General features: G+C 73.2%; 24 protein-coding genes. 11 read left to right on the top strand and 13 right to left on the bottom strand.

Annotation, left to right across the window (positions count from 1 at the left end):
* The first annotated feature begins 62 nt into the window (after positions 1–62).
* On the top strand, positions 63–497 hold the full coding sequence (locus AC1DXT_RS01930) for a hypothetical protein (protein WP_477059690.1): 435 nt from the start codon (positions 63–65) through the stop codon (positions 495–497).
* Here the strand turns inward: AC1DXT_RS01930 and AC1DXT_RS01925 are convergent.
* A complete protein-coding gene (locus tag AC1DXT_RS01925; protein WP_477059689.1) occupies positions 494–1,780 on the bottom strand; it encodes an alpha/beta fold hydrolase in 1,287 nt (428 codons plus the stop codon). The two genes, AC1DXT_RS01930 and AC1DXT_RS01925, sit on opposite strands and share 4 nt — an antisense overlap.
* A gap of 103 nt (positions 1,781–1,883) precedes the next feature.
* On the opposite strand from AC1DXT_RS01925, the gene AC1DXT_RS01920 reads away from it, so the two are divergent.
* Both AC1DXT_RS01920 and AC1DXT_RS01915 read left to right on the top strand, forming a co-directional pair.
* Positions 1,884–3,263, top strand: coding sequence for an MFS transporter (locus AC1DXT_RS01920; RefSeq protein WP_477059688.1), 1,380 nt, complete (start codon positions 1,884–1,886; stop codon positions 3,261–3,263).
* Positions 3,264–3,292: 29 nt separating this feature from the next.
* The gene (locus AC1DXT_RS01915) at positions 3,293–3,475 is read left to right on the top strand and encodes an antitoxin (protein ID WP_056085984.1); all 183 of its coding nucleotides are present in this window, start codon (positions 3,293–3,295) and stop codon (positions 3,473–3,475) included.
* A gap of 40 nt (positions 3,476–3,515) precedes the next feature.
* Here the strand turns inward: AC1DXT_RS01915 and AC1DXT_RS01910 are convergent, their stop codons facing one another.
* Positions 3,516–4,145, bottom strand: coding sequence for a hypothetical protein (locus tag AC1DXT_RS01910; RefSeq protein WP_477059687.1), 630 nt, complete (start codon positions 4,143–4,145; stop codon positions 3,516–3,518).
* Between the two features lie 120 nt (positions 4,146–4,265).
* Here AC1DXT_RS01910 and AC1DXT_RS01905 point away from each other — a divergent pair, with 120 nt between their 5' ends.
* Entirely contained in the window at positions 4,266–4,706 is a 441-nt protein-coding gene (locus tag AC1DXT_RS01905) for a nitroreductase family deazaflavin-dependent oxidoreductase (RefSeq protein ID WP_477059686.1), read from the top strand.
* On the opposite strand, the gene AC1DXT_RS01900 is transcribed toward AC1DXT_RS01905, so the two are convergent.
* The 4 genes from AC1DXT_RS01900 to AC1DXT_RS01885 form a co-directional block, all read right to left on the bottom strand.
* The gene (locus tag AC1DXT_RS01900; RefSeq protein WP_477059685.1) at positions 4,703–6,205 is read right to left on the bottom strand and encodes an amino acid permease; all 1,503 of its coding nucleotides are present in this window, start codon (positions 6,203–6,205) and stop codon (positions 4,703–4,705) included. The two genes, AC1DXT_RS01905 and AC1DXT_RS01900, sit on opposite strands and share 4 nt — an antisense overlap.
* Before the next feature lie 60 nt (positions 6,206–6,265).
* Positions 6,266–7,003, bottom strand: coding sequence for an MIP/aquaporin family protein (locus tag AC1DXT_RS01895; protein WP_477059684.1), 738 nt, complete (start codon positions 7,001–7,003; stop codon positions 6,266–6,268).
* 34 nt (positions 7,004–7,037) lie between these two features.
* Positions 7,038–7,397, bottom strand: coding sequence for a ribosomal maturation YjgA family protein (locus AC1DXT_RS01890; protein ID WP_477059683.1), 360 nt, complete (start codon positions 7,395–7,397; stop codon positions 7,038–7,040).
* Between the two features lie 102 nt (positions 7,398–7,499).
* The gene (locus AC1DXT_RS01885; RefSeq protein WP_477059682.1) at positions 7,500–7,892 is read right to left on the bottom strand and encodes a MerR family transcriptional regulator; all 393 of its coding nucleotides are present in this window, start codon (positions 7,890–7,892) and stop codon (positions 7,500–7,502) included.
* 110 nt (positions 7,893–8,002) lie between these two features.
* On the opposite strand from AC1DXT_RS01885, the gene AC1DXT_RS01880 reads away from it, so the two are divergent.
* Complete coding sequence (locus AC1DXT_RS01880; RefSeq protein ID WP_477059681.1) at positions 8,003–8,692, top strand: HNH endonuclease family protein; 690 nt, start codon at positions 8,003–8,005, stop codon at positions 8,690–8,692.
* Positions 8,689–9,900 carry an alanine racemase gene (locus tag AC1DXT_RS01875; protein ID WP_477059680.1) on the top strand — a complete coding sequence of 404 codons (1,212 nt, stop codon included), beginning with the start codon at positions 8,689–8,691 and terminating at the stop codon, positions 9,898–9,900. The genes AC1DXT_RS01880 and AC1DXT_RS01875 overlap by 4 nt, the downstream gene beginning before the upstream one ends.
* Positions 9,901–9,912: 12 nt before the next feature.
* Here the strand turns inward: AC1DXT_RS01875 and AC1DXT_RS01870 are convergent, their stop codons facing one another.
* Positions 9,913–10,302: a RidA family protein gene (locus AC1DXT_RS01870; RefSeq protein ID WP_477059679.1), complete on the bottom strand. Its 390-nt coding sequence runs from the start codon at positions 10,300–10,302 to the stop codon at positions 9,913–9,915.
* Between the two features lie 42 nt (positions 10,303–10,344).
* A complete protein-coding gene (locus AC1DXT_RS01865) occupies positions 10,345–11,874 on the bottom strand; it encodes an N-acyl-D-amino-acid deacylase family protein (RefSeq protein WP_477059678.1) in 1,530 nt (509 codons plus the stop codon).
* Between the two features lie 41 nt (positions 11,875–11,915).
* Here AC1DXT_RS01865 and AC1DXT_RS01860 point away from each other — a divergent pair, with 41 nt between their 5' ends.
* The 3 genes from AC1DXT_RS01860 to AC1DXT_RS01850 are packed head-to-tail and all read left to right on the top strand — an operon-like array spanning position 11,916 to position 13,149.
* Positions 11,916–12,362, top strand: coding sequence for a MarR family winged helix-turn-helix transcriptional regulator (locus AC1DXT_RS01860; RefSeq protein ID WP_477059677.1), 447 nt, complete (start codon positions 11,916–11,918; stop codon positions 12,360–12,362).
* The gene (locus AC1DXT_RS01855) at positions 12,359–12,607 is read left to right on the top strand and encodes a zinc ribbon domain-containing protein (RefSeq protein WP_477059676.1); all 249 of its coding nucleotides are present in this window, start codon (positions 12,359–12,361) and stop codon (positions 12,605–12,607) included. Before AC1DXT_RS01860 ends, AC1DXT_RS01855 begins: the two co-directional genes overlap by 4 nt.
* Entirely contained in the window at positions 12,604–13,149 is a 546-nt protein-coding gene (locus AC1DXT_RS01850) for a GNAT family N-acetyltransferase (protein ID WP_477059675.1), read from the top strand. Before AC1DXT_RS01855 ends, AC1DXT_RS01850 begins: the two co-directional genes overlap by 4 nt.
* Here AC1DXT_RS01850 and AC1DXT_RS01845 read toward each other — a convergent pair.
* Genes AC1DXT_RS01845 through AC1DXT_RS01835 form a run of 3 tightly spaced genes read right to left on the bottom strand, consistent with a single transcriptional unit; the run spans position 13,146 to position 15,938 of the window.
* Positions 13,146–13,871, bottom strand: a complete 726-nt coding sequence (locus AC1DXT_RS01845) for a M50 family metallopeptidase (protein ID WP_477059674.1) — start codon at positions 13,869–13,871, stop codon at positions 13,146–13,148. The genes AC1DXT_RS01850 and AC1DXT_RS01845 overlap by 4 nt on opposite strands.
* A 51-nt stretch (positions 13,872–13,922) precedes the next feature.
* A complete protein-coding gene (locus tag AC1DXT_RS01840; protein WP_477059673.1) occupies positions 13,923–14,627 on the bottom strand; it encodes an LmeA family phospholipid-binding protein in 705 nt (234 codons plus the stop codon).
* Positions 14,628–14,663: 36 nt separating this feature from the next.
* The gene (locus tag AC1DXT_RS01835) at positions 14,664–15,938 is read right to left on the bottom strand and encodes a GmrSD restriction endonuclease domain-containing protein (protein ID WP_477059672.1); all 1,275 of its coding nucleotides are present in this window, start codon (positions 15,936–15,938) and stop codon (positions 14,664–14,666) included.
* A gap of 122 nt (positions 15,939–16,060) precedes the next feature.
* Here AC1DXT_RS01835 and AC1DXT_RS01830 point away from each other — a divergent pair, with 122 nt between their 5' ends.
* Together AC1DXT_RS01830 and AC1DXT_RS01825 are read left to right on the top strand one after the other, a co-directional pair.
* On the top strand, positions 16,061–17,425 hold the full coding sequence (locus AC1DXT_RS01830; RefSeq protein ID WP_477059671.1) for a multidrug effflux MFS transporter: 1,365 nt from the start codon (positions 16,061–16,063) through the stop codon (positions 17,423–17,425).
* A gap of 103 nt (positions 17,426–17,528) precedes the next feature.
* On the top strand, positions 17,529–17,945 hold the full coding sequence (locus AC1DXT_RS01825) for a hypothetical protein (protein ID WP_056086017.1): 417 nt from the start codon (positions 17,529–17,531) through the stop codon (positions 17,943–17,945).
* Between the two features lie 73 nt (positions 17,946–18,018).
* Here AC1DXT_RS01825 and AC1DXT_RS01820 read toward each other — a convergent pair whose 3' ends face one another.
* The gene (locus AC1DXT_RS01820; RefSeq protein ID WP_477059670.1) at positions 18,019–21,075 is read right to left on the bottom strand and encodes an AAA family ATPase; all 3,057 of its coding nucleotides are present in this window, start codon (positions 21,073–21,075) and stop codon (positions 18,019–18,021) included.
* Complete coding sequence (locus AC1DXT_RS01815) at positions 21,075–22,238, bottom strand: exonuclease SbcCD subunit D (protein ID WP_477059669.1); 1,164 nt, start codon at positions 22,236–22,238, stop codon at positions 21,075–21,077. The genes AC1DXT_RS01820 and AC1DXT_RS01815 overlap by 1 nt, the downstream gene beginning before the upstream one ends.
* Between the last annotated feature and the right edge of the window lie 14 nt (positions 22,239–22,252).

Raw genomic sequence — 22,252 nt, 5'->3', positions numbered from 1 at the left:
AACCCTCTGATTGCAGATTGCTTCGACGCGCGCGCCGAGTCGGTCGCGGCCACGATCGACACATGGCCGACGAGCGCGACGACGCCCACCGTGAGCCCCCGGGCACCCCGGACGCCGTCGTCGACGCCGTCGGCGCCCTCACCGCCGCGTTCGAGGTGGTCGAGCACGCCCGCGGGATGCTCTACGCGTTCCACCGGCTCACCGGCCGCGCGGACAACGAGCTGGCCGAGGCCCTGGACCAGCTGGCGGAGTCGGGGCACCAGGAGCTGGCCGACGAGCTCCGCGCCGAGCTCGTCGGCCGCAACGTGCTGCCGGGTCGGTGGACGTTCCAGGTGGTCGAGGCCTACGACGAGCAGTACTACCGGGTGTTCGAGGCCGCGGAGCGGCGCGTCCGCGACGAGCTCCTGGCCGGTCGCCGGCACGTGTACGAGGCGCGGCTCAAGGAGGAGAACCGCACCCACGGCCGCCCCGGCCACGAGGCACGTCCGCAGGCCTAGCGGCCCGTCACGCGCGCCTTCCCCGCGGCGAGGTCGAACAGTCGCGGCAGGATCTCGTCGCCGGCTGCGCGCAGCCCGTCGTGCAGGTGCTCGTTGGTGATCCAGACGTCCAGGTGCCCGACGTCCGTGGCCAGCGCGAGGTCCAGGTCCACGTAGGGGTCGTCGTAGTACTGCACGGCCGCCACCGGCACCTCGTTCGACGCCAGCCGGCCCAGGTCGTAGAGCGCAGGCCACGACGTCCGGGCGGCGAGCTCCTCGGCGGCCCCGCGGAACGGGCGCAGCGCGCGGTGCTGGGAGTACATCCAGGGGAAGATGACCTCGCCAGTGAGCTGCAGCGGGCGGGCGGCCGCGGCGAACGACGGCCACCGGTCGTGCTCGGCCTGCGCCGCCCAGCCGGGCTCCCGGTCGCCCTGGTGGTAGATGACCTCCTGCAGCACCGCGTAGAGCGGCCCGCCGTCGAACCCGGTCTGGTCGGCCACCGCCGCGAGGAACCCGTCGGAGAGACCGCCGTCGGCGCGGAGCGCGGTGTCCAGCAGCCAGTGCACCTCGTCGATCCCGGTGCTCATGCCGAGCGGCATGCCCAGCTGCTGCAGGCGCTCGGGCGTGAACGGGTCGCCGTTCGGGAGCACCGCGTCGCGCTCGCCGAGCAGGTCCGCGATCCGCCCCAGCACCGGCACGTCCGCCGGGTGCAGGCGCGCGAGCTCGCGGTTGCGCGCCGCCTGCCGACGGTACGTGTGCGCGTAGACCTCCTCCGCGGTGGCCGTCGCCGGCGGGAGCCCGCCGGTCACGAAGCAGCGGGTGAGCGCGCCGGGGTGCCGCGACAGGTAGGTGAGCGTGAGGAACCCGCCGTACGACTGCCCGAGGGTGGCCCACTGCCGGCCCTCGTAGACCGTCCGGCGCAGGTGCTCGGCGTCCTCGACGATGGCGTCCCCGCGGAAGCACGCGAGGTAGTCCCCGGCCTGCGCGGCGTCGTCGAACCCGCCGATCACCCGCCCGTCCACCGGCGACGAGCGCCCGGTCCCCCGCTGGTCCAGCAGGATCACGCGGTACCTCTCGAGCGCCTTCGCGATCCAGCCGCCGCCGAGCGGCCGCGGACCCTGACCGCCGGGCCCGCCCTGCAGGAACAGGAGCAGCGGCAGGTCGTCGGACGCCTGCTCCGGGTCCACCAGCTCGCGGGCGAACACCTCGATCGACCCGAAGCGCTCCGGTGCGGACCAGTCGACCGGCACCTCCACCCGGTGGTCGCGGACGGTGAACCCGGTCATCGCGTACTGGTGCGTCACACCGCCAGCCTAGGGTCGAGCCAGAACCACCACCGAGGAGGTACCCCTGAGCAGCACCGGCGTCGGCTTCCGCTCCGACCGCGGCCCGATCCTCGTCGCCATCATGGTGACCACCGGCCTGGTCGCCATCGACGCGACGATCCTGGCCACCGCGGTGCCGACGATCGTCGCGGACCTCGGTGGCTTCACCAGCTTCCCGTGGTTGTTCTCCGTCTACCTGCTCACCCAGGCCGTGAGCGTCCCGATCTACTCCAAGCTGGCGGACACCATCGGCCGCAAGCCGGTGGTCCTGCTCGGCATCGGCCTGTTCCTGCTCGGCTCGATCCTCTGCGGGTTCGCGTGGAGCATGCCCGCCCTCATCGCGTTCCGTGCCCTGCAGGGTCTGGGCGCCGGCGCGGTGCAGCCGATGGCCATCACGATCGCGGGCGACATCTACACGGTCGCCGAGCGGGCCAAGGCACAGGGCTACATCGCGAGCGTGTGGGGCGTCTCGTCGGTGGTCGGTCCCACGCTCGGCGGGCTGTTCTCCGAGTTCCTGTCCTGGAACTGGATCTTCTTCGTCAACATCCCGCTGTGCCTCGCCGCCGCGTGGCTGCTGGTCCGGTACTTCCACGAGACGGTCGAGCGCACCCGGCACCGGATCGACTGGGCGGGCGGCGTGCTGCTCACCACCGGGATGAGCCTGCTGATCCTGGCGCTGCTCGAGGGCGGGAACGCGTGGGAGTGGCTCTCCGTGCCGAGCGTCGGGGCGTTCGCCGTCGGCGCCCTGCTGCTCGTCGCGTTCGTCCGCGTGGAGCAGCGGGCGGAGGAGCCGGTGCTGCCCCTGTGGGTGTTCTCGAGGCGGCTGCTGCGGGCCTCGGCGCTGGTCGGGGTGGGCGTCGGGATCATCCTCATCGGCCTCACCTCGTACGTGCCGACGTTCCTGGAGGCGCTGCTCGGCGTCTCGCCGCTGACGTCGGGGCTCACGCTCGCGGCGCTGACCATCGGCTGGCCCATCGCGGCGTCGCAGTCGGGCCGGCTCTTCCTGCGGCTCGGGTTCCGCACCACGATGCTCATCGGGTCCGCAGTGGTGGTGCTGGGCACCGCGGGGCTCGTGCTCGCCTCGCTGCACCCCTCGGTCTGGGCCGTCGGCCTCGCGTGCTTCGTGTCCGGCGTCGGGCTCGGGCTCGTCGCGTCCCCTAGCCTCATTGCCGCGCAGTCCAGCGTCGGCTGGGGCGACCGGGGGGTGGTCACGGGGGCCAACCTGTTCGCGCGGTCCATGGGCAGCGCGGTGGGCGTCGCGGCGCTCGGAGCGCTGGTCAACGCACTGATGAACGGTGAGACCCCCGCGCAGGACCCGGCGCAGTTCGGCGACGCCGTCACGCTCGCGTTCGGCGCCGTCACGCTGGTCGCGCTGGCCACGGTCGCGGCCGCGGCCGCCATGCCCCGGACCACCGTCGAGCACGGCTCGTCGGGCGCTCCCGCGGTCGAGGTCACAGACTGAGACGCGTCACGAGACGAAGGGACAGCGCCATGGGTATCGAGGATCTGGTCGGCAAGGCGAAGGACGCGCTCAGCGGGCACGAGGAGCAGGCCAAGGACGCGCTCGACAAGGCCGGCGAGGCCGTCAAGGCGCGGACCAACGACAGCCAGGACAGCACGGTCGACAGCGTCGTCGAGAAGGCCAAGGACTACCTGGACGAGCAGAAGAAGTGACGACGACGCCCCCGGTCACCGACCGGGGGCGTCGCACTCGTCAGTCCTGCTGCAGGCAGAGGTACGTGCCGGCGTCGTCGCCGTCGAGGTAGATGTCCTCGGGGCACTTCTCGATGTCGTCGACCAGGGAGACGGCCTTGTACTCGTGCGCGTCCTCGCACGCGACCAGCAGGGCGGTGTCCTCGTCGTCGATGTGCCAGCACGAGCCGGCGGTGGCGGACAGGCTCTCCTGCCCGAAGAACGAGGCGGCGGCGGTGACGCCCGACCCCACCACGAGCACCAGCCCGACGATCGCGACGATCCTGGCGGTCCCTCGCAGCGACGGGGCCCCCTCCTTGCGCGCGGACCGGTACGCCGTGAACGCCCGGACGAGGGAGATGACGCCGACGATCATGCCGCCGTACCAGTAGATCCCGCTGGTCGAGTTCGACGTGACGATCGTGGAGATCGCGCCGGCCAGGAAGAAGCCGATGCCGACCCAGAACGAGGTGACGGCCTGCTTGTAGTGCCGCGTCCCCTCGGTGGTCTCCCCCGCGAGCGTGACGTCGTCCTCGACCCACAGGAGCCAGCCGGGCGGCGGGGCGGGCAGCGACGGGTCCGGCGTCCAACCCGGCTCGGGCGTGAACCCCTCAGGAGGTGCCGGCCAGTTCGGCGGCGGGTTGAACTTCACAGCTGGGGCTCCATTCTCCGTGAGCGCCGAGCGCGCCCTGTGACGCCCTCATCGGTTGCCCGGGACAGGCACTTGAGCCTCCAGGGAATGCGCGTGCCCGGCACGAGGGTTCCGGTTCACATGCCTCTCACTGGTGAGTACGCCCCCAGCACCTCCGCATGGGCCCGCAAGCAGGCCGAGACCTTCGAGCGCTCCGGCGGCCAGAAGGCCAACACGCTGCACGGCAAGCCGGTCATCGTGCTCACGTCCGTGGGTGCCACGAGCGGCAAGCTGCGCAAGACGGCCCTCATGCGTGTCGAGCACGAGGGCCGGTACGCGGTCGTCGCATCGAAGGGCGGGACCCCCGAGAACCCTGCCTGGTACCGCAACCTGGTCGAGCACCCGCACGTCGAGCTCCAGGACGGCGCGGTGAAGAAGGACTACCTCGCGCGTGAGACGAGCGGCGCCGAGCGCGACGAGTGGTGGGCGCGCGCCAACGAGGTCTGGCCGTCGTACGACAGCTATCAGACGAAGACGGACCGGCTCATCCCGGTGTTCGTGCTGGAGCCGATCGAGGACTAGAGCTTCGCGCCCGTACGCGAGTCGAAGTGCGGGTTCGCGGCGATCGAGTGCCGGTACGAGTACGCGAAGTAGATGACCACCCCCACCGCCAACCAGGCGAGGAACCGCAGCCAGGTCAGGGTGGTCAGGTTCACCATCAGCCACAGGCACGCCACCCCGGCGACGATCGGCAGCGCCGGCGACCAGGGCACCCGGAACCCGCGCGTGAGGTCCGGGCGCCGCTTGCGCAGGACGGGGATGCCGAAGCTGACCAGCACGAACGCCGACAGCGTCCCGATGTTGATCATCTCCTCGAGCAGCTCCACCTCGGACAGCCCCGCGATGATCGCGACCACGATGCCGACGCCGATCTGCAGCCGGACCGGGGTGCCGTACTTGGGGGAGGTCCGCGACGCACCGCGGGGCAGCAGCCCGTCGCGGCTCATGGCGAACACGATCCGGGTGAGGCCAAGCAGGAGCACCATGAGCACCGACGTGAGGCCCACCAGGATCCCCACGGAGATGACGCGGCCCGCCCAGTCGGCGCCGACCAGGACGAACGCGGTGGTCAGCGACGGGGTGTCGGCCGCCGCGAGCTCGGTGTAGGAGACCATCCCGGTCACCACCACCGTCACCAGGATGTAGAGCACGGTCACGATCGCCAGACCGCCGAGGATGCCGCGCGGGACCGTCCGCTGCGGGTTCTTGGTCTCCTCGGCGGTGGTCGCGACGACGTCGAAGCCGATGAACGCGAAGAACACCAGCGCCGCGCCGGACAGGATGCCGATCACGCCGTACGCGGTGGGCTCGAGGCCGAACAGGAACGCGAACACCGGCTGCTCGAGCGAGGTGCGCTCCGGCGCAGGCTGCGACGGCGGCACGAACGGCGAGTAGTTGGCCGTGTTCACGTAGAAGAACCCGACGACGATGACGAAGATCGTGATCGCGACCTTGATGATGGTGAACACGCTGTTGACGCGGGTGCTGAGCTTGGTGCCGAGGGCCAGCAGCGCCGTGAAGATCCCGACGATGACGACCGGCCCCCAGTCCACGTCCACAGGGCCGACCTGCAACGTGGTCGGGATGTCGACGCCGAACAGGCTGAACGCGTCCGCCAGGTAGACGCCCCAGAACTTCGCGATCACCGCCGAGCCCAGCAGCATCTCGAGGATGAGGTCCCACCCGATGATCCAGGCGACGAACTCCCCCATCGACGCGTAGGAGAACGTGTAGGCGGACCCGGCCACCGGCAGCGTCGAGGCGAACTCGGCGTAGCACATGATGGCCAGCCCGCACACGATCGAGGCGATGATGAACGACAGGATCACGGCCGGCCCGGCGTAGTTCGCCGCCGCTGTCGCACCCACCGAGAAGATGCCCGCGCCGACGGCCACCGCGACACCCAGGACGATCAGGTCCCACGTGGTCAGCGTCCGGCGCAGCGCCCGCTCGGGATCGAGCGACTCCTCCATGGAGTCCTCGACCGACTTGCGTCGGAAGATGCTGGTGTCCACGGCCATGTCCGATCACCCCCGGGGACGAGCATGCCGGTACACAGCAGGTTTCGTCTTGCGCTGGCGTCAACCGAGCAGGAGGTACCAGCCGCCGACGCCGATGATGCCGCCCAGCAGAGGGGCCGCCACGGGCACCCAGGAGTACCCCCAGTCGGACGGGCCCTTGTGCTTCAGCGGCAGGAAGGCGTGCACGAGGCGGGGCCCGAGGTCACGCGCGGGGTTGAGCGCCGGACCGGTGGGACCGCCGAGGCCGGCGACGAGGCCCCACACCAGGAACCCGAGCGCGAGGTGGGCGACGGCGGGCTCGTTCACCGCGAGCGGTGAGTGCACGATGGCCAGCGCGCACGAGAAGAGCACGACCGATCCCAGGAGCTCCGACAGGAACCCGTTGAGCCGCGAGTGCACCGCGTTGACCGTGGAGAACGTCGCCAGGATGTCCGCAGGGTCGGTCGTCATGTCGTAGTACGGCTTGTGCGTGACCACGATGGCGATCTGGCCGGCCATCGCACCGAGCATCTGCGCGACGATGTACGGCGCCACCTCGCTCCACGGGAACAGCCCCCACACGGCCAGCCCGAGCGTGAAGGCGGGGTTGATCTGGTTGCCGCTGATCCCGCCGAACATCATCGCGGGGATCATCACGCCGAACCCGTAGCCCATCGCGATCAGCGACCATCCGCCGCGGTACCCCTTGGAGCCCTTGAGGTGCACGTTCGCGACCGTGCCGTTGCCCAGGATGATGAGGATCGCGGTGCCGATGAACTCGCAGGTCAGCCGGACGGCCAGGCTGTACGACGGATCCATCGGCGCTCCACTGTTCGATCCGGCTCAGGCTGGGTCAGCCTGGCACAACCGACAGCCGCCGGACGAACGCCCCGAGCGCTGCACCGACCGCGTACGCGACGAGGTCGAGGGCGGCGAAGGTGGTCCCGAGCACGTAGCGGGCGGCGGGCACGGCGTCGACCGCTGCGGCGGGGATCCCGGTGAGCTGTGCGAGCTCCACCAGCGAGCAGAGCCCGAAGGCTGCGGCCGCGACGATCCCCGCTCTCGCTCGGGGGGCGACGACGACGAGGAGCGCGTAGACGAACGCGGCGTAGAGGGCGTCGCCGACGGGATCGGCGAGCGGGTGGTCGAGCCGGGACACGAGGAGCCCGAGCGCGACGAGCCCGGCGGCCGCGAGCGCGGCGAGCGGCCGCACCCTCTCGCGTGAGGGGTTCGTTCCTCTGAGCGGAACGAGGTCTCCACGCGAGCGGTTGTCGGTCACGTGAGCGACCGTACGTGCCGCACTGCGGAGGTGATGTCAGGCGTTCGTGCAGGTCCTGCGCTCGTACAGGCCGATCTTGAGCTCGATCGCCTCCAGGTGCGTGGCCACCTCGGCCAGCTGCTGCCGGACGCGGTCGCGGTGCGCGACCAGCAGCTGGAGCCGCTCGGCCTCGTTGCCGTCGCCCGCCCGGACCAGGTCGGCGTACTGGCGGACCTCCCGGATCGGCATGCCGGTGGAACGCAGGCGCGTGATCATCCGGATCCAGCCGAGGTCGTCGTCCGAGTACCGGCGATGGCCCGACGACGCCCGGTCGACCGCGTCGAGCAGCAGCCCGTCACGCTCGTAGTAGCGCAGCGTGTGGGTGGTCAGGCCGGTGGCCTCGGCCGCCTCGGCGATGCTCAGGGTCACCCGGTCCGTCACGACGCTCATGGCGTCGATGGTGCGCCTTCGAGTGCACTCGAAGTCAAGCGAGCCGCCCCCAGCCCCGGCGGTCCACAAGAGAGGCCCTGCGTGCGGCACGCGATGCCCACCCTGGCACGGTGACCTCCTGGCAGCGCCCCGGCCCGTGGCTCGTCGGCCTCGTCGTCTGCGTCGCGATCGGAGCCGGCGCACCCGCCTGGTCCCAGGCCCGGGTCGCCGCCCGGTACGCGGTGACCGCCGACGACCTCGCCGCCGGCCACGCGGCGCTCGACGCCCTCCCCGTCCGCGGCAGGGCACCGAGCACCGGGTACGCCCGGGAACGGTTCGGCCAGGCGTGGGCCGACGTGGACCGCAACGGCTGCGACACCCGGAACGACATCCTGCGGCGGGACCTCCTGGACACCGTGGTCGAGCACTGCGTGGTCCTCAGCGGCACGCTCGACGACCCCTACACCGGCGTGCCGGTCCCGTTCGCTCGCGGACCCGACTCGGCGGCCGTCCAGATCGATCACGTCGTCGCGCTCTCGCACGCGTGGCAGACCGGCGCGCAGGAGTGGTCGCCGGCCGAGCGCGAGGCGTTCGCCAACGACCCCGCCAACCTCCTCGCCGTCGACGGTCCCGCCAACCAGGAGAAGGGCGCCGGCGACGCGGCGACCTGGCTCCCGCCCAACCGCGGGTACCGCTGCGTCTACGCGCTGCGGCAGGTGCGCGTGAAGGCGGCGTACGGGTTGTGGGTCACCGCCCCGGAACGTGAGGCGCTGGACCGGGAGCTCGGACGGTGCGTCGTCGGTACGGTGAAGCCACCATGACGCTGCGCCTGCCTCCCCTGCTGCTCGGCCCCACGACCAAGGGCGTCTGGGCGCCGACCCCCGTGACCCGGTCGGAGTTCGTCGCCGCGGGTCACACGCTCACCGACGGCTCGCTGACCTGGCCCGCGATGACCCTGGACGCCGACGCCCTGGCGCACAACGTCGCGCAGCTCGCGGCGTTCACCGCCGAGCACGGCCTCGTCTTCGCACCGCACGGCAAGACGACGATGTCGCCCGAGCTGTTCGCCGCGCAGCTGGACGCCGGGGCCTGGGGCATCACCGTGGCCACCGGGAACCAGCTGCTCGCCGCGTACTCGTTCGGTGTGCGTCGGCTGCTGGTGGCCAACGAGGTGCTCGACCCGACCGTCCTGCGCTGGATCGCCACGGCCGCCGACGCCGAGATCCTCCTGTGCGTCGACTCCGTCGAGGCGGTGGACGCCGCTGCCGCCGCGGTGGGTGACGGCCACCTGCGCGTGCTGGTGGAGGTCGGCTTCGACGGCGGTCGGACCGGCGTGCGCACCGGCGACCAGGCTCTCGCGGTGGCGCAGCGCGCGGCGGGGGTCCCGGGGATCGAGCTCGTCGGGGTCAGCGCCTACGAGGGCGGCCTCGGCGACGTCGACGCAGCGCGGGCGTTCCTCACCGACGTCCGCGCGGTGGCGGAGATGCTCGTCCGTGCGGGACTCCTCGGTGAGCACGTGGCGCTCTCCGCCGGCGGGTCCGCCTACTTCGACGTCGTCGCGGAGGTGCTCGGCGGGTCGGAGATCGCCGGCGTCCCGAGCGTGACGATCGTGCGGTCGGGCTCCTACGTGACGCACGACCACGGGACCTATGTGGCGTCGACGCCGTTCACCCGCATCGCCGGCGACCTGCACCCGGCGCTGCGGGTCTGGGCGCAGGTGTCGTCGACCCCCGAGCCCGGGCTCGCGCTGGTCGGCGCCGGCAAGCGCGACGTCCCGTACGACGCCGGCCTCCCGGTCCCGCTGCGCCGGCACCGGCCCTCCGGGGACCCGGTCGACATCGAGGGCTGGACCGTCACGCGCACCAACGACCAGCACGCCTACCTGGAGGGCTCCGGCACCGAGCTGCGCGTGGGCGACCTGATCGAGCTCGGCATCTCGCACCCGTGCACGGCGTTCGACAAGTGGCGGGTGATCCCGGTGCTCGACGCCGACCTCCGCGTGGTCGACGTCGTCACCACCTGGTTCTAGCGGTGGGCGGACCTAGTCGTCGTCGGACGTCAGCCGGCCGGCGATCACGTCGATCTCGACCTTGATCCCCGCCAGCTGCGAGCCCACCGTCGTGCGCGCCGGCTTCGGGTACGGGAAGAACTCGCCGTAGGCCTCGTCGAACTCCGCGAAGTCCGCGAGGTCGGCCAGGTGGACGGTCGTCTTCAGCACGTCACCGAGGTCGAGCCCGGCCGCGACCAGCGTCGCCTCGACGTTCCGGAGCACCTGCCGCGTCTGCTCGGCGACCGACGCGGGGATCTCGCCGGTGACCGGGTGCTGCGGCCCGAAGCCCGCGGTCCACACGAGGTTGCCCAGCCGGATCCCCTGCGAGTAGTTGCCCGCCGGCTGCGGCGCGTCGGGGGTGCTGATCTTCTCGCGGGTCATCGCACTGCCTCTCGGTGGTGAGCGCTACGGGCACAGTCTTCCTCAGCGGACCGCGCGACCGGGGAGGGCGCCGGTGAGGCGCGCGTCGCGCAGGGTCGGGACGCCGTCGACGAGGACCGCCTGCACCCCCGACGCCAGCCTGCGGGGCTCGTCGTACGTGGCCCGGTCGGTGACCGTCGCCGGGTCGAGGAGCACGACGTCGGCCCGCGCGCCCGGCTGCAGGGTCCCGCGGTCGTCGAGGCCGAACCGCCGTGCGGCCGTCGTGGACAGGTGCGTCGCGGCGGTGGGCCAGTCCCAGTCACCCAGCTCACGCACGTGCCGGCCGAGGAAGCGAGCGAACGTGCCCCAGCCGCGCGGGTGGGGGTGGCCGCCCTGGTAGATGCCGTCGGACCCGGCGCAGTGCGCGGGATGCCGGAGCAGGGCGCGCATGGACTCGTCGGAGTTCGTCGGCGGCTGGGCGAACACGCAGCCCACCTGCAGGTTCGTCGTGACCAGCAGGTGCAGGACGGCGTCGGCGGGGGTCATGCCGAGACGGCTCGCCGCCTCCAGCAGCGACAGCCCCTCCGCCCAGGGCATGCCCGGCACCCACGCCAGCGTCACCCGCGGCCAGACGTCGTCGTGCGCGGGAAGCCGGTCGCGGACCGCGGGGTCGGCCAGGAGAGCGAGCGTGCGGTCGGCGTCGGCGAGCGGCAGCCAGTCCGGGAGTGCGACGAGGGCGAGGATCGACGCACCGCGCAGGTACGGGTACGCGTCGAAGGTGAGGTCGACGCCCTCGGCCAAGGCGTCGTCGACGAGCGGGCCGAGGCGCTCGGCGGGCCCGTGGTAGTGCGACACGTGCGTGCCGACGCCGGTGGCGCGGGCCAGGTCGAGCAGCTCCGCGAGCGCCGCGGGGGCCTTGTCCTCGTACCCGCGCATGTGCGACACGTGCGGCCGACCCCGCCTAGCCAGCACCTCGCACAGGGCGAGCAGCTCCCCGCGGTCCGCGGACGACGCGGGCGCGTACTCGAGCCCGGTCGACATCCCGCGGGCGCCGTCGTCGAGCCCTTGCTCCAGCAGGCGGGCCATCGCCGCGACCTCGTCGGGCCGGGCAGGTCGGTCGTCCGCCCCCAGCACCGCGTACCGGAGCGTCCCGTGCGGGACCAGGTAGGCGGTGTGCACCGTGGTGGCGCGGTCGTAGGTCGCCAGCAGGTCCGCGACCGTCCCGCCGCGGAACGTCGGGTGCGTGCCGTTGATGGCGGCGAAGTACCGCTCCGCGTACTCGGTGGCCCCCGACCCCGGCGGTGAGGGCGCGAACGAGACGCCGTCCTGGCCGAGCACCACCGTGGTCACTCCCTGGTGGGTCAGCGCCGCCTGCACGTCGGGGTCGAGCACCCCGGCATCCGCGTGCGCGTGGGCGTCGACGAACCCCGGCAGGACGACCAGCCCGCCCGCGTCGAGGACGTCCGCACCGTCGACCGGCAGGTCCGGACCGATCTCCGTGATCCGGTCGCCGACCACCCGCAGGTCGGCGCGGACCAGCTCGTCACGGGCCAGCAGGCCGCCGCGCACCAGGATCACCCGACGATCATCCATCGGGATTGACGATGAATCGTGTCAGGAGCAGCGTGGCGCCCATGACCTCCCCCGAGCCCACGGACGACCCGCAGGCCTTCGCGCGCGCGTTCGAGGAGGCGTTCCAGCAGGCCTACCTGCGGTTCCACCGTCGCGACGGCAAACGGTCGCAGATGTCGGGGGCGTCGCGGGCGGTCCTGCTGCACCTCGCGCACGCCGGACCGCTCACCGTCGGCGAGGCCGCCAAGCACCTCGACCGCGCGCAGTCCGTGGTGAGCGACATCGTCACCCAGCTGGAGTCCAAGGACCTGCTGGCGCGCGAGCCCGATCCCCACGACCGGCGTCGCACGCTCGTCTGGCTGACCCCGGCCGGCTTCGACGCCCTGGACCGCGACCGCCAGGTCCTGTCCACCGAGCTGATCGCGCGCGCGGCCGCGACCCTGTCCGCCGAGGACCGCACGGCCCTCGTCGGCATCCTGCACGCCCTCAACGAAGGAGCACGACCATGACGACGCACGACCTGCACTGCGACAGCTGCGGCATGCCCATCGAGTCCGGCCAGTACTGCGCGTACTGCACCGACGCGGACGGGAACCTGCAGGCATTCGACGAGCGCTTCGAGCGCATGGTCGGCTGGCAGTCGCGGCAGCACCCGTCGGCCCCCCGCGAGCAGCTGGAGACCGAGACGCTCACGTACATGGCGACCATGCCCGCGTGGAAGGACCACCCCCGCGTCGTCGGTCGCACGGCATGACCGAGGTCCTCCCCCTGACGCCGGACCGCTGGCCGGCGCTGGAGGAGCTGCTGGACCACGGCGGTCCCGCGGCGCGGTGCTGGTGCATGGCGTGGCGGATCGGGCCGGAGTACCGGCGTCGGACCGCCGAGCAGAACCGCGACGACCTGCACGCGGTCGTGGCGGGCGGTCCGCCGCCGGGGCTCCTCGCGTTCCGGGACGGTGTCGCGGTCGGCTGGTGCCAGATCACCCCGCGCGACACCGTCCCGGCGATCGACCGCCAGTGGCGGCTGCGGCGCGTCGACGACGTACCGGTCTGGGCGATCACGTGCTTCTACGTGCGCAAGGGCCATCGTCGCGCCAGGGTCACGTCCGACCTGATCGCCGGGGCGGTCCAGCTCGCCCGGTCCGCCGGCGCGCCCGCGGTCGAGGCCTACCCGCTCGACGGGTCGGTCTCCCCCAGCGCGACGAGCACGGGCTACGCGACGACGTTCGCCGCGGCGGGGTTCGTCGAGGTGGCGCGACGGTCGCCGGAGCGGCCGATCATGCGGCGCACGCTCTAGACCTGCAGGCCGATCAACCAGATCGCGCCGAGGGCGAGGGCGGCCAGGCAGACGAGCAGCAGGATGCCCACCCAGAGGGAGCCGGGGGTGTGCGTCAGCCGGCCCAGCAGGCCCGCGTCGGAGGTGTCGGCCACCCCGCGCCGCCGCGCCCTCCGGCGCTCCGACTGCATCTCCAGCACCGCGCGCGGGGCACCGAGCAGCAGGAACCAGGTCATCGCGTACGCCGCGACGCTCTGCACGGTCGCCGAGCCCCACACCGTCACGCCGACCAGCAGCGCGCCGGTCACCAGCACGGACCACAGGCCGTACCAGTTGCGGATCTGCACGAGCACGAGGACCAGCACCACGAGCAGGATCCAGAGCAGCGCGACCGCGTACCCGCGCGACAGCAGCCACGCCGCGCCGACGCCGAGCACTGCCGGGCCGAGGTACCCCGCGGCGACCGTCGCCACCATGCCCGGACCTCGCGGCTTGCCCACCGACACCGTCAGGCCGGAGGTGTCGGAGTGCACCCGGATGCCCGAGAGGCGGCGGCCGACGAGCACCGCGACGCCGGCGTGCGCCGCCTCGTGCACGATCGTCAGCCCGTGCCGGGCGACGTGCCACGCCGTCGGCACGAGCAGGACGAGCAGAACCCCCGCCGCGGTGAGGAGCACCACGGTGCTCGACGGCACCGGTTGGGGCGTCGTGATGTCCTGCCAGGCGTCGCCGAGCCAGTCCACGGGGGTCCTTCGTCCGTCGTCGACCACCCAGCCGGGCGGGCAGGACGGACCCTACCGAGCGGGAGGCGCCTCGGTGGGCAGGACGACGTCCGTGCCGTTCGCGGTGATGCGCACACCGTCGGCGACCACGGTCGCGTCGGAGAGGACGAGGACCTCCGGGAGTCCGCTCACGGGGATCTCGATGTCGGTCAGGCGGTTGCCGATCGCCCGCGGCAGGTCGTCCACCGACACGGTCAGCCCCGCGATCTGCACGTTCTCGACGGTCACCAGCAGCCGCCCGTCCTCGACCCGCGGCACCAGGTTCGCCGCCAGCTCCAGCCCGAGCACCGTGCCCGAGGCAGTCAACGCCTGACCGTCGACCGCGACCGCGATGTCCAGCTGCGAGCGGTCCGCGACGATCTGCTCGATCGACGCCGTCGGCAGCGTCGCAGCGATCGTCGCGGTGCCCAGGGTGTACGGCTCGGAGGTGGTCACGTCCTGCGCGTCGATCGTCACGTCAGTGGCGTCGATGCCCTCGAGCGTGACCCCGTCGACCGCGCCCGTGACCTCGTCCACCGAGCCGGCCAGGAGCTGGGTGAGGAACGGGAACCCGCCGATGTCGACCGTCGGGGTACCCACGACGTCGAGGTTCTGCTCGATCGCCTCGGACACCCGCCGCTCCGCCGTCGAGTGCGTCACCCGGTCCGCCACCAGCACACCGGCGGCAAGCACCACGACGACGACGATCCCCCCGGCCACCGCTCCGCGCACGCTCACGGCTTCACGCTAGGGGGCACCGGCCCGCTCCGCTGGTCAGGGACGCTTCTCGCAGCCGATACCGTCGCCGTCCCCGTCGAGCTTGGGCGCGTACCCGGGGTCGCCGGCGAGCACGGGCGCGGCCCCCGCCGCCCAGGCCTCGGTGCAGTTGGCGAACGGTCCCGAGATCGCGGCGGGCGGTGCTGGTGCCGGGAGGTCTGGTGCTGCGGGCGCTGCGTCCGGGGCGGCCGCGACGGGGGGTGCCTCAGCGGTGAGCGACGGCACAGGCGACGCCGGCGGCAGCGGCTCCGCCGGGCACGTCGACAGCACGCGAATCATCGCGTCCTGCTCCGCCTGCGTCACCCAGAGCCCGTACGCGTGCTTCACGGCCACCTGCCGGGCCACGTACGCGCACCGGAACGCGGTGTTCGGCGGTAGCCAGGTGGCGGTGTCGCCGTCGCCCTTCTGCTGGTTCAGCCCTCCGTCGACGGCGAGCAGGTTCAGGGGGTCGTTGGCGAACGCCTCGCGGGTCGGCGCATCCCACTGCTGGGCGCCCTTCTGCCAGGAGTCCGACAGGGCGACGACGTGGTCGATCTGCACCGCCGTCGACGTCCCCTGGCCGCGCACGAACGCGATCGCCGCAGCGGAGTAGGGGTCCCGGAGGGTGCCCGACGCCACGACGCAGCCGTTCGTCCCGGGCTTGAGCAGCTGGTCGACCAGGTCCCTGCGCAGGACGTCGTTGCGGGTGTCGCAGCCGTTGCGGTCGACGTCCTTCCACGCCTGGCCGTACAGGTCCCGGGAGTAGCCGGTCTTCGGGGCGCGGCCCTTGACCGCGAGCAGCGCCGCGGTGCCGAGCGCGGTCCCGGGCGGCGCGGCGGCAGGCTCGGCCTCGGGAGCCGGCTCGAGCTCGGGCGGCGTCGTGGCCCGCTCCTCGGCGGTCGGCTCGGGGCTCACGCTCGCGTCGGCCGTGGGGCTGGGTCCTGCGGCGGTCGGCGAGGGTGTCGACGCGGCCACGGGAGGGGTGGGGGCCGGAGCCGCCACTGCGGAGACGACGACGAGCACGGCGAACGAGCCCGCGAGCAGCGCGGCGGACACCCCGCGACGCATCGGCCCCAGCCACGAGCGCCGGCGCACCACGGCGTACAGCGCCGTCACGCCGATGTACAGCGCCGCGAACATCAGCGCGCCCGACCAGCCGGACGTCAGGCCGAGGAGCATCACGGCGACCAGACCGACGACGCCGGCGTTCGTCGCCGCGCGCCCCCGAGTCCGCGTCGTCGCGGCGGGCGGGACGTCGACTCGTGCAGGCGCGTCGTCTCGCGGTCCCGTCACTCCCTGATCATCGGCACGACGACGCTTCGACGTGACGGTCCGTGGTGCACGCCACCCGATGCCCCGTCCCACGGAGTGGACATGCCGGGAAGATGATTGCGGTCCGCAACCTTGGGTCAGTCATGGCCCGGATCCCCGCGACGCGCGTGAGCGTCGGCTTCGTCCTCCTGCTGTCGGCGCTCACCGCGATCGGCCCTCTCACCTTCGACACCTATCTCGCCGCGTTCCCGCAGATCGCCGACGACCTGAACTCCCCCGCCGCGGCCGTCCAGCTGACGATCGCGGCCTCGCTGGCAGGGCTCGCCCTGGGGCAGCTGCTGTTCGGGTCGATCTCCGACGCGTTCGGTCGCCGCCGGCCTCTGCTCGGTGCGCTCACCGTGTACGTGCTGGCGTCCCTCGGCCTCGCCCTCGTGGAGAACATCACCGCGTTCACCGCGCTCCGGTTCGTGCAGGGCTTCACCGCCGCCGCCGGCATGGTCCTGTCGCTGGCGATCGTCCGCGACCGGTTCGAGGGCCTCGCGGTGTCGAAGGTGATGGCGCGCCTCATGCTCGTCGTCGGCGTCGCCCCGATCCTGGCGCCCACCATCGGTGCGCAGCTGCTGCTGTTCGGGACCTGGCGGCTGATCTTCGTGTTCCTCGCTGCCACCGGCGCGATCCTGCTGGTCACGGCGTGGTTCACGCTCCGCGAGTCGCTGCCCGCCGAGCTGCGCCGCACGGGCGGCACCGGGGCGGCGCTGCGCACCTACCGCGACCTGCTCACCGACCTGCCGTTCCTCGGGCTCGCGCTCATGTCCGCGTTCTACCTGTCGGCCATGTTCACCTACGTCGCGTCGTCGACGTTCGTGTTCCAGGACGGCTACGGCCTCTCGCCGCAGGAGTTCGGGTGGGTCTTCGCGGCCGGTGCGGTCGCGATCACCGCCGGGTCGCAGGTGAACGGCGCGCTCGTCGGTCGGTTCCGCCCGGAGCAGATCCTGTCCGGTGCCGTGGCCGCCGGCCTGGTGCTCAGCCTCTCGCTCTTCGCCGCGACGCTGCTCGGCGCTCCCTTCTGGCCCGTCACCGTCCTGCTCGTGCTCACGCTCGGCACCGCCGGGTTCGTCCTGCCCTCGGCACCGGCGATCGCGCTGGCGTCGAACCCGCACCGGGCCGGGTCGGCCGCGGCGCTGCTCGGTGCTCTGCAGTTCGGGCTCGGCGCGGTCATTGCGCCCCTCACGAGCCTCGGCGGGGAGCCGACCGCCGTGACGATGGGTGCCGTGATGGCCGGGGTCATCGTCGTGGCGGCCGTGCTGCTCGTCGCCGTGCGGCGGTCCTGGGCGCGCGGTCCGGTCGAGGAGGCCGAGGGCGTCGTCGCTGCTGCGGAGCTCACGGACGCGGAGCTGGCCTTCGCGACGAGCATCCGCGGCGCCGAGCGCGACCACGTGTCCGCGACGAAGGCGCGTGCGTTCGCCGCCCCCGCGGACGAGCCGGACGCGGTGCCCTCTCCCGGCTGAGCCGGCGGCGTCACCACATCGCAACCTCGTACGTCCAGAAAGGTGTGGCGCAGGTCACATCGGCGACCTAGCCTGGACGTACGCGCACGATGAAGGACGCACGATGAGCTGGGTGATTCTCGCCGCAGTCTTCTTCCTTCCGGCGCTCGTCTTCGGGGCGATCTGGCAGCTGTTCCCGTCGCCCGACGAGCCGCCGCGATGGCGGACGTTCCTGGCCACCCGGCTGGAGCGCCTCGCTGCACGTCTGCGTCCACCTCGGCCCCCGACGTACGACCCGTTCATGACGTTGCGGGTGCAGGAGCGGCTGGGGGTCGTCGCCGACCACGTGCGCTCCCTGGAGCTCGATCCGCACACGTTCGCGCGCGCCGAGCGGATCATCGCGTCCCAGCTGGCCTACGACCAGCTGCTGATGGAGGCGTGCCAGCTGGCGGGCGTCGAGGTCCAGCCGGCGGCCAAGGGTGACCCGGCCGAGCGGTTCCGCGAGGAGGTCGAGCTCGCCTCCCGCGGCTGGGCCTGGTGACGATCGCCCGACGTCGCGTCCGGTAGGTCGAGCCCGCTCGTCGGTATCGACCGGCGCACGCATGCACCACTCCTCAGCCCGCGCGCACCACCAAGGTGCTCGGCCCCTCGGCGGTCGGGCGGATCTCGATGCGGTCGGCGATCGACTGCTTCAACGCCTCCACGTGGGACACGACCCCCACCACCCGTCCACCCGCGCGCAGACGCCCGAGCTCGGCGAGTACCGCGTCGAGCGTGTGCGGGTCGAGCGATCCGAAGCCCTCGTCGACGAACAGCGTGCCCAGGTCCATGCCACCGGCCTCGGCGGTCACGACGTCCGCCATGCCGAGCGCCAGGCAGAGCGACACGTAGAACGTCTCGCCGCCGGACAGGGTGCGCGGGTCACGCGGTTGCCCGGTGACGTGGTCGACCACGCGCATGGCCAGACCGGTGTTCCGCGCGCGCACGTCCTCCTTCTCGTCGCTGCGGACCAGCTCGTAGCGACCGTCGGACATGAGCAGCAGCCGCTCGTTCGCGGCCGCGACCACGTCCTCGAACCGGCGCACGAGGACGAACGTGGCCAGCGAGAGGCTGCGCGCGTTGTCACCCCCGCCGCCGCCGGTCAGGTCCGCCAGCCGGGACACGGGACCGGCGGCCTCGACCTCCCGGGCGAGCGTCTCGGCTGCCGTGAGCACATCGTCGGCCGCAGCGGTCGCCGCTGCGGCGCGCTCGGCGGCCACCCGGGCCTCCCCCGCGGCCTCCTCGGCGCGCGTCCGGGCGAGCGTCTCGGCGGAGCGCGTGCCGTCGACGTCGACCGACAGGTCCTCCGCCAGCTCCGCGATCGCAGGCTCGGCCAGACCAGCGGCCACCCGGTCCAGCGCGGACGCGTACGCGGTGACGATCCGGTCCAGCTCGGCGAGCACCTCGGCGTCGACGGCCGCGTCCCGGGCAGCACCGAGGGAGTCGAACCCGTGCTCGGCCAACCCCTGCGCCAGCTCGTCGTGGCGACGGTCGCGCTCGTCCTGCGCGGCCTCCTGCTCGGCCAGGGCGTCGAGGATCTCGATGGACGCGGCCGACCGTTCCAGCAGTTCCGCGTGCCGCGCGGCGACGGTCGGGTGATCCCCGCGTCCCGCGACGACCTCCGCCTCGGACGCGTCGAGGTCCAGCACCGTGACCTCGAGGACGGACCGGTCCCCGGTCAGGCGAGCGACGGCCGTGGCCCGTTCGGTCTCCCGGCCGTGCGTCTGCGCGTCGAACCCCTCGAGAGCGGGGGCGAGGCGGGCCACGTCCGACTCGGCCGTCCGGGCCTCGTCGAGCGCGGCGCGCGCCAGCGCCGTCAGCTGCTCGGCCTCCTCGGCGGTGACCTGCCCGACGCGGACGCGCAGGGAGTCCACCCGCTCGGTGAGCGCGCTGCACCGCTCGGCTGCCTCCCGGAGGGCGGCCTCTGCCCTCGCGCGGTCCGCCTCGGCGCGGTCGACCCGCTCGGCGGACACGTGGTCGACGTCGAGCACCGCCTTCGCGGGGTGGTCCGCCGACCCGCACACGGGGCAGGGGTCGCCGTCGTCGAGGCCTGCGGCGATCTCGCCCGCCAGGCCCGTGATGCGTGCGGCCCGCAGGTCGCGCTCGGTGTCCAGCGCCGCCGTCGCCACGGCCGCCGCGGTCGCACGTGCCTCGACGGCGGCCGCCAGTGACGTCTCCGTCACCGCCAGCTCCCGGTGCGCGACGACCAGCTCGGTCGCCGACGCGAGGGCAGCCTCGTGGTCGCCCCGCAGGGCCGCGCGGGTGCGCGCCGCCTCCAGCTCCGCCAGGAGGGTGGTGCGTGCGGCCGGCCGCGCCGCGAGCCACTCGTCGTCCGCGGCGATCGCCGCGACCAGGTCGTCGATCGCGTGGCGGGCGTCCCGGACCGCTCGGCGCCGCGCCTCCAGCCCTGCCTCGACGTCCACGAGCCGAGCGAGGGCGGCGGCCTCCTCGACGGCCACCCGGCCGGTCGCCTGCACGTGCGCCCGCAGCGCGGTGCCCGTCGGGGGGATGGCGATGTCGTCGGGCGCGGCGTCCAGCGCGGCCCGGAGCGCCTTGCGGGCCCCGTCCAGCGCCGTCTCCGCGCGCTCGAGCCCGACCAGCAGCGGCCGGACGGCCTGGGCCGATCGGGCGGCCGTCAACCGCAGGACCGCCTCGGCGTTCACGTCCGCGGCGGCGTCGAGAGCCGCACGCTCCGTGCGCAGCGCAGAGCGGCGCGTCAGCAGCGCATCCGTGGCTGTCACCTGGTCGAGCAGTGCCCGAGCCTGCCGGCGCACCTCGTCCGCGGCCGTCGCCGCCGCGCGGGCGGTCTCCGCCGCCCGCAGCAGTCCGTCGGTCCGTGCGGCCACGACCGTCTCCACGCCGGCGACCAGACCCTCGCCGCGCAGCACCGCGGCGTCGATCGCGGCGCGCACCTCGGTGGCGTCCTCGCTGGTCAGCCGTGCCGCGCCGACCAGCTGCGACGAGGCGGACACGAGCGCGGCGCGGGCGGTCGCGCAGGCGCGGTCGCCCTCCCGGCGCATCTCCGCCAGCCGCTGCGCGAGCCGGTCGTACACCTCGGTACCGAAGATCTTCTGCAGCAGGCCGCGCCGCTCCTCCGGCTTGGCGCGCAGGAAGTGCGCGAACTCGCCCTGCGGCAGCACGATCGTCTGCACGAACTGGGTCCGGTCCAGGCCGACCGCCTTCTGGATCTCGGCGCCGATCTCGTCGAGCCGGTTGCCCAGCGGGACGCCCACCGCGTCGAGCGTCGCCGGGTCGAGCTCGACCCCGGCAGGCAGGCGCCAGGCCTTCACCGTCGCGTTCGCCGTGGTGGTGCCCGTGCCCCGCCGCTTCGCGCGCTGGTACGCCGGGGTGCGCCGCACGCGGTAGACCCCCGCGGGCACCTCGAACACCAGGTCGACGACGCTCTCGACGTCGTCGGCCGCGTACGCCGAGCGCAGCCGCTCCTCCGACGCCTCGCTCGACGCGACCTTGCCGTACAGGGCGAACACGATCGCGTCGATGAGCGTCGACTTGCCGGAGCCCGTGGGCCCCTCGAGCAGGAACAGCCCGGCCTGGCCGAGCGCGTCGAAGTCGACCGTGTGCCGGCCGGCGAACGGCCCGATCGCCTGGAGCGTGAGGGAGCGCAGGTGCATCAGGCGCTCCGCTCCATCGCGGTGACGTCCTCGTAGGCGCGACGCAGCACCGCGGCCTCGGCGGGCGTCGGCCCGTGGCCGGTGACGTGCGCGAGGAAGTCGGCGGCCACGACCAGCGGGTCGTGCGCCGCGGTGACGACAGTCGCGCGGGCGGCACCGGCGGTCTCCGCGGCCCGGTGCTGCACGACCAGCGCGTGCGGGAACCGCTGCTTGATCCGTCGGTAGAGGTCGTCGGGGCGGTGCGCGTCCGTGACCGTCACTCGCGTCCAGGCCTCCGTGTGCGGCTCGCCGGCAGCGCCGAGCAGGTCCTCGAGCGTGCCGGTCACGTCCGCCAGTCGGCGGGGCACCGGCGCGTCGACCAGCGACGTGCGGACGGAGCCGCCCGACAGGTCCACCAGGACGGACGACTTGGCGTGGTGCTGCTCGGAGAACGAGTACGCGAGGGGCGATCCGCTGTACCGCAGGACGGTGCCGTCCACACCGGTCAGCTGCTGGGGGCCGTGCAGGTGGCCGAGGGCGACGTAGTCCGCGCCGGCGAACACCCCCGCCGGCACCTGGTCCACGCCGCCGACACGGATGTCCCGCTCCGACTCCGTCGGCGCCCCGCCGATGACGAACGCGTGCGCGGCCACCACGGAGCGCGGCCGGGCAGACCCGGAGCGCGTCGCCAGATCAGCCCGGATCTTCCTCATCGCCGCCGACGCCACCGCCCCGTGCGACCGGGCGAGCGGCTCAGGACCGTCGGCCAGCTCGACGCGGGCGAAGTCGGGGTCGAGGTACGGGATGCCGTAGACCAGCACGTCGCCGTCGTCGTCGGGAAGCACCACCGGCTCCGCCAGCCCGGCGACCCGCGTGCGCAGCCGGACGCGGTCCCGCATGAGCGCCGACCCGAAGCCCAGCCGCGTGGCCGAGTCGTGGTTGCCGGACGTCACGACCACCGTCGTGTGCTCGGCCAGCCGCGCGAGCGTCTCGGACAGGAGCGTCACGGCCTCCACCGGCGGGATCGCGCGGTCGTACACGTCCCCCGCGACCACCACGGCATCCACCTGCTCGGCGCGCACGACATCGACCAGGTGCTCCAGGTACGACGCCTGGTGGTCGAGCAGATCGACCCCGTGCAGCGTCCGGCCCAGGTGCCAGTCCGACGTGTGCAACAACCGCATGCCGCGAACGTAGA

The organism is Cellulomonas sp. P1_G12_2, assembly GCF_056405535.1.
Note: the sequence above shows the minus strand (reverse complement) of the source record. Positions and strands in the feature narration are given on the sequence as shown.

Bases quoted from the DNA above. Each gene is read 5' to 3' on its own strand.
- AC1DXT_RS01930 (WP_477059690.1), top strand. From the start codon at position 63: ATGGCCGACGAGCGCGACGACGCCCACCGTGAGCCCCCGGGCACCCCG.
- AC1DXT_RS01825 (WP_056086017.1), top strand. From the start codon at position 17,529: ATGAGCTGGGTGATTCTCGCCGCAGTCTTCTTCCTTCCGGCGCTCGTC.
- AC1DXT_RS01860 (WP_477059677.1), top strand. From the start codon at position 11,916: ATGACCTCCCCCGAGCCCACGGACGACCCGCAGGCCTTCGCGCGCGCG.
- AC1DXT_RS01875 (WP_477059680.1), top strand. From the start codon at position 8,689: ATGACGCTGCGCCTGCCTCCCCTGCTGCTCGGCCCCACGACCAAGGGC.
- AC1DXT_RS01830 (WP_477059671.1), top strand. From the start codon at position 16,061: ATGGCCCGGATCCCCGCGACGCGCGTGAGCGTCGGCTTCGTCCTCCTG.
- AC1DXT_RS01885 (WP_477059682.1), bottom strand. From the start codon at position 7,892: ATGAGCGTCGTGACGGACCGGGTGACCCTGAGCATCGCCGAGGCGGCC.
- AC1DXT_RS01905 (WP_477059686.1), top strand. From the start codon at position 4,266: ATGCCTCTCACTGGTGAGTACGCCCCCAGCACCTCCGCATGGGCCCGC.
- AC1DXT_RS01865 (WP_477059678.1), bottom strand. From the start codon at position 11,874: ATGGATGATCGTCGGGTGATCCTGGTGCGCGGCGGCCTGCTGGCCCGT.
- AC1DXT_RS01920 (WP_477059688.1), top strand. From the start codon at position 1,884: ATGGTGACCACCGGCCTGGTCGCCATCGACGCGACGATCCTGGCCACC.
- AC1DXT_RS01895 (WP_477059684.1), bottom strand. From the start codon at position 7,003: ATGGATCCGTCGTACAGCCTGGCCGTCCGGCTGACCTGCGAGTTCATC.
- AC1DXT_RS01900 (WP_477059685.1), bottom strand. From the start codon at position 6,205: ATGGCCGTGGACACCAGCATCTTCCGACGCAAGTCGGTCGAGGACTCC.
- AC1DXT_RS01870 (WP_477059679.1), bottom strand. From the start codon at position 10,302: ATGACCCGCGAGAAGATCAGCACCCCCGACGCGCCGCAGCCGGCGGGC.
- AC1DXT_RS01820 (WP_477059670.1), bottom strand. From the start codon at position 21,075: ATGCACCTGCGCTCCCTCACGCTCCAGGCGATCGGGCCGTTCGCCGGC.
- AC1DXT_RS01815 (WP_477059669.1), bottom strand. From the start codon at position 22,238: ATGCGGTTGTTGCACACGTCGGACTGGCACCTGGGCCGGACGCTGCAC.
- AC1DXT_RS01915 (WP_056085984.1), top strand. From the start codon at position 3,293: ATGGGTATCGAGGATCTGGTCGGCAAGGCGAAGGACGCGCTCAGCGGG.
- AC1DXT_RS01855 (WP_477059676.1), top strand. From the start codon at position 12,359: ATGACGACGCACGACCTGCACTGCGACAGCTGCGGCATGCCCATCGAG.
- AC1DXT_RS01850 (WP_477059675.1), top strand. From the start codon at position 12,604: ATGACCGAGGTCCTCCCCCTGACGCCGGACCGCTGGCCGGCGCTGGAG.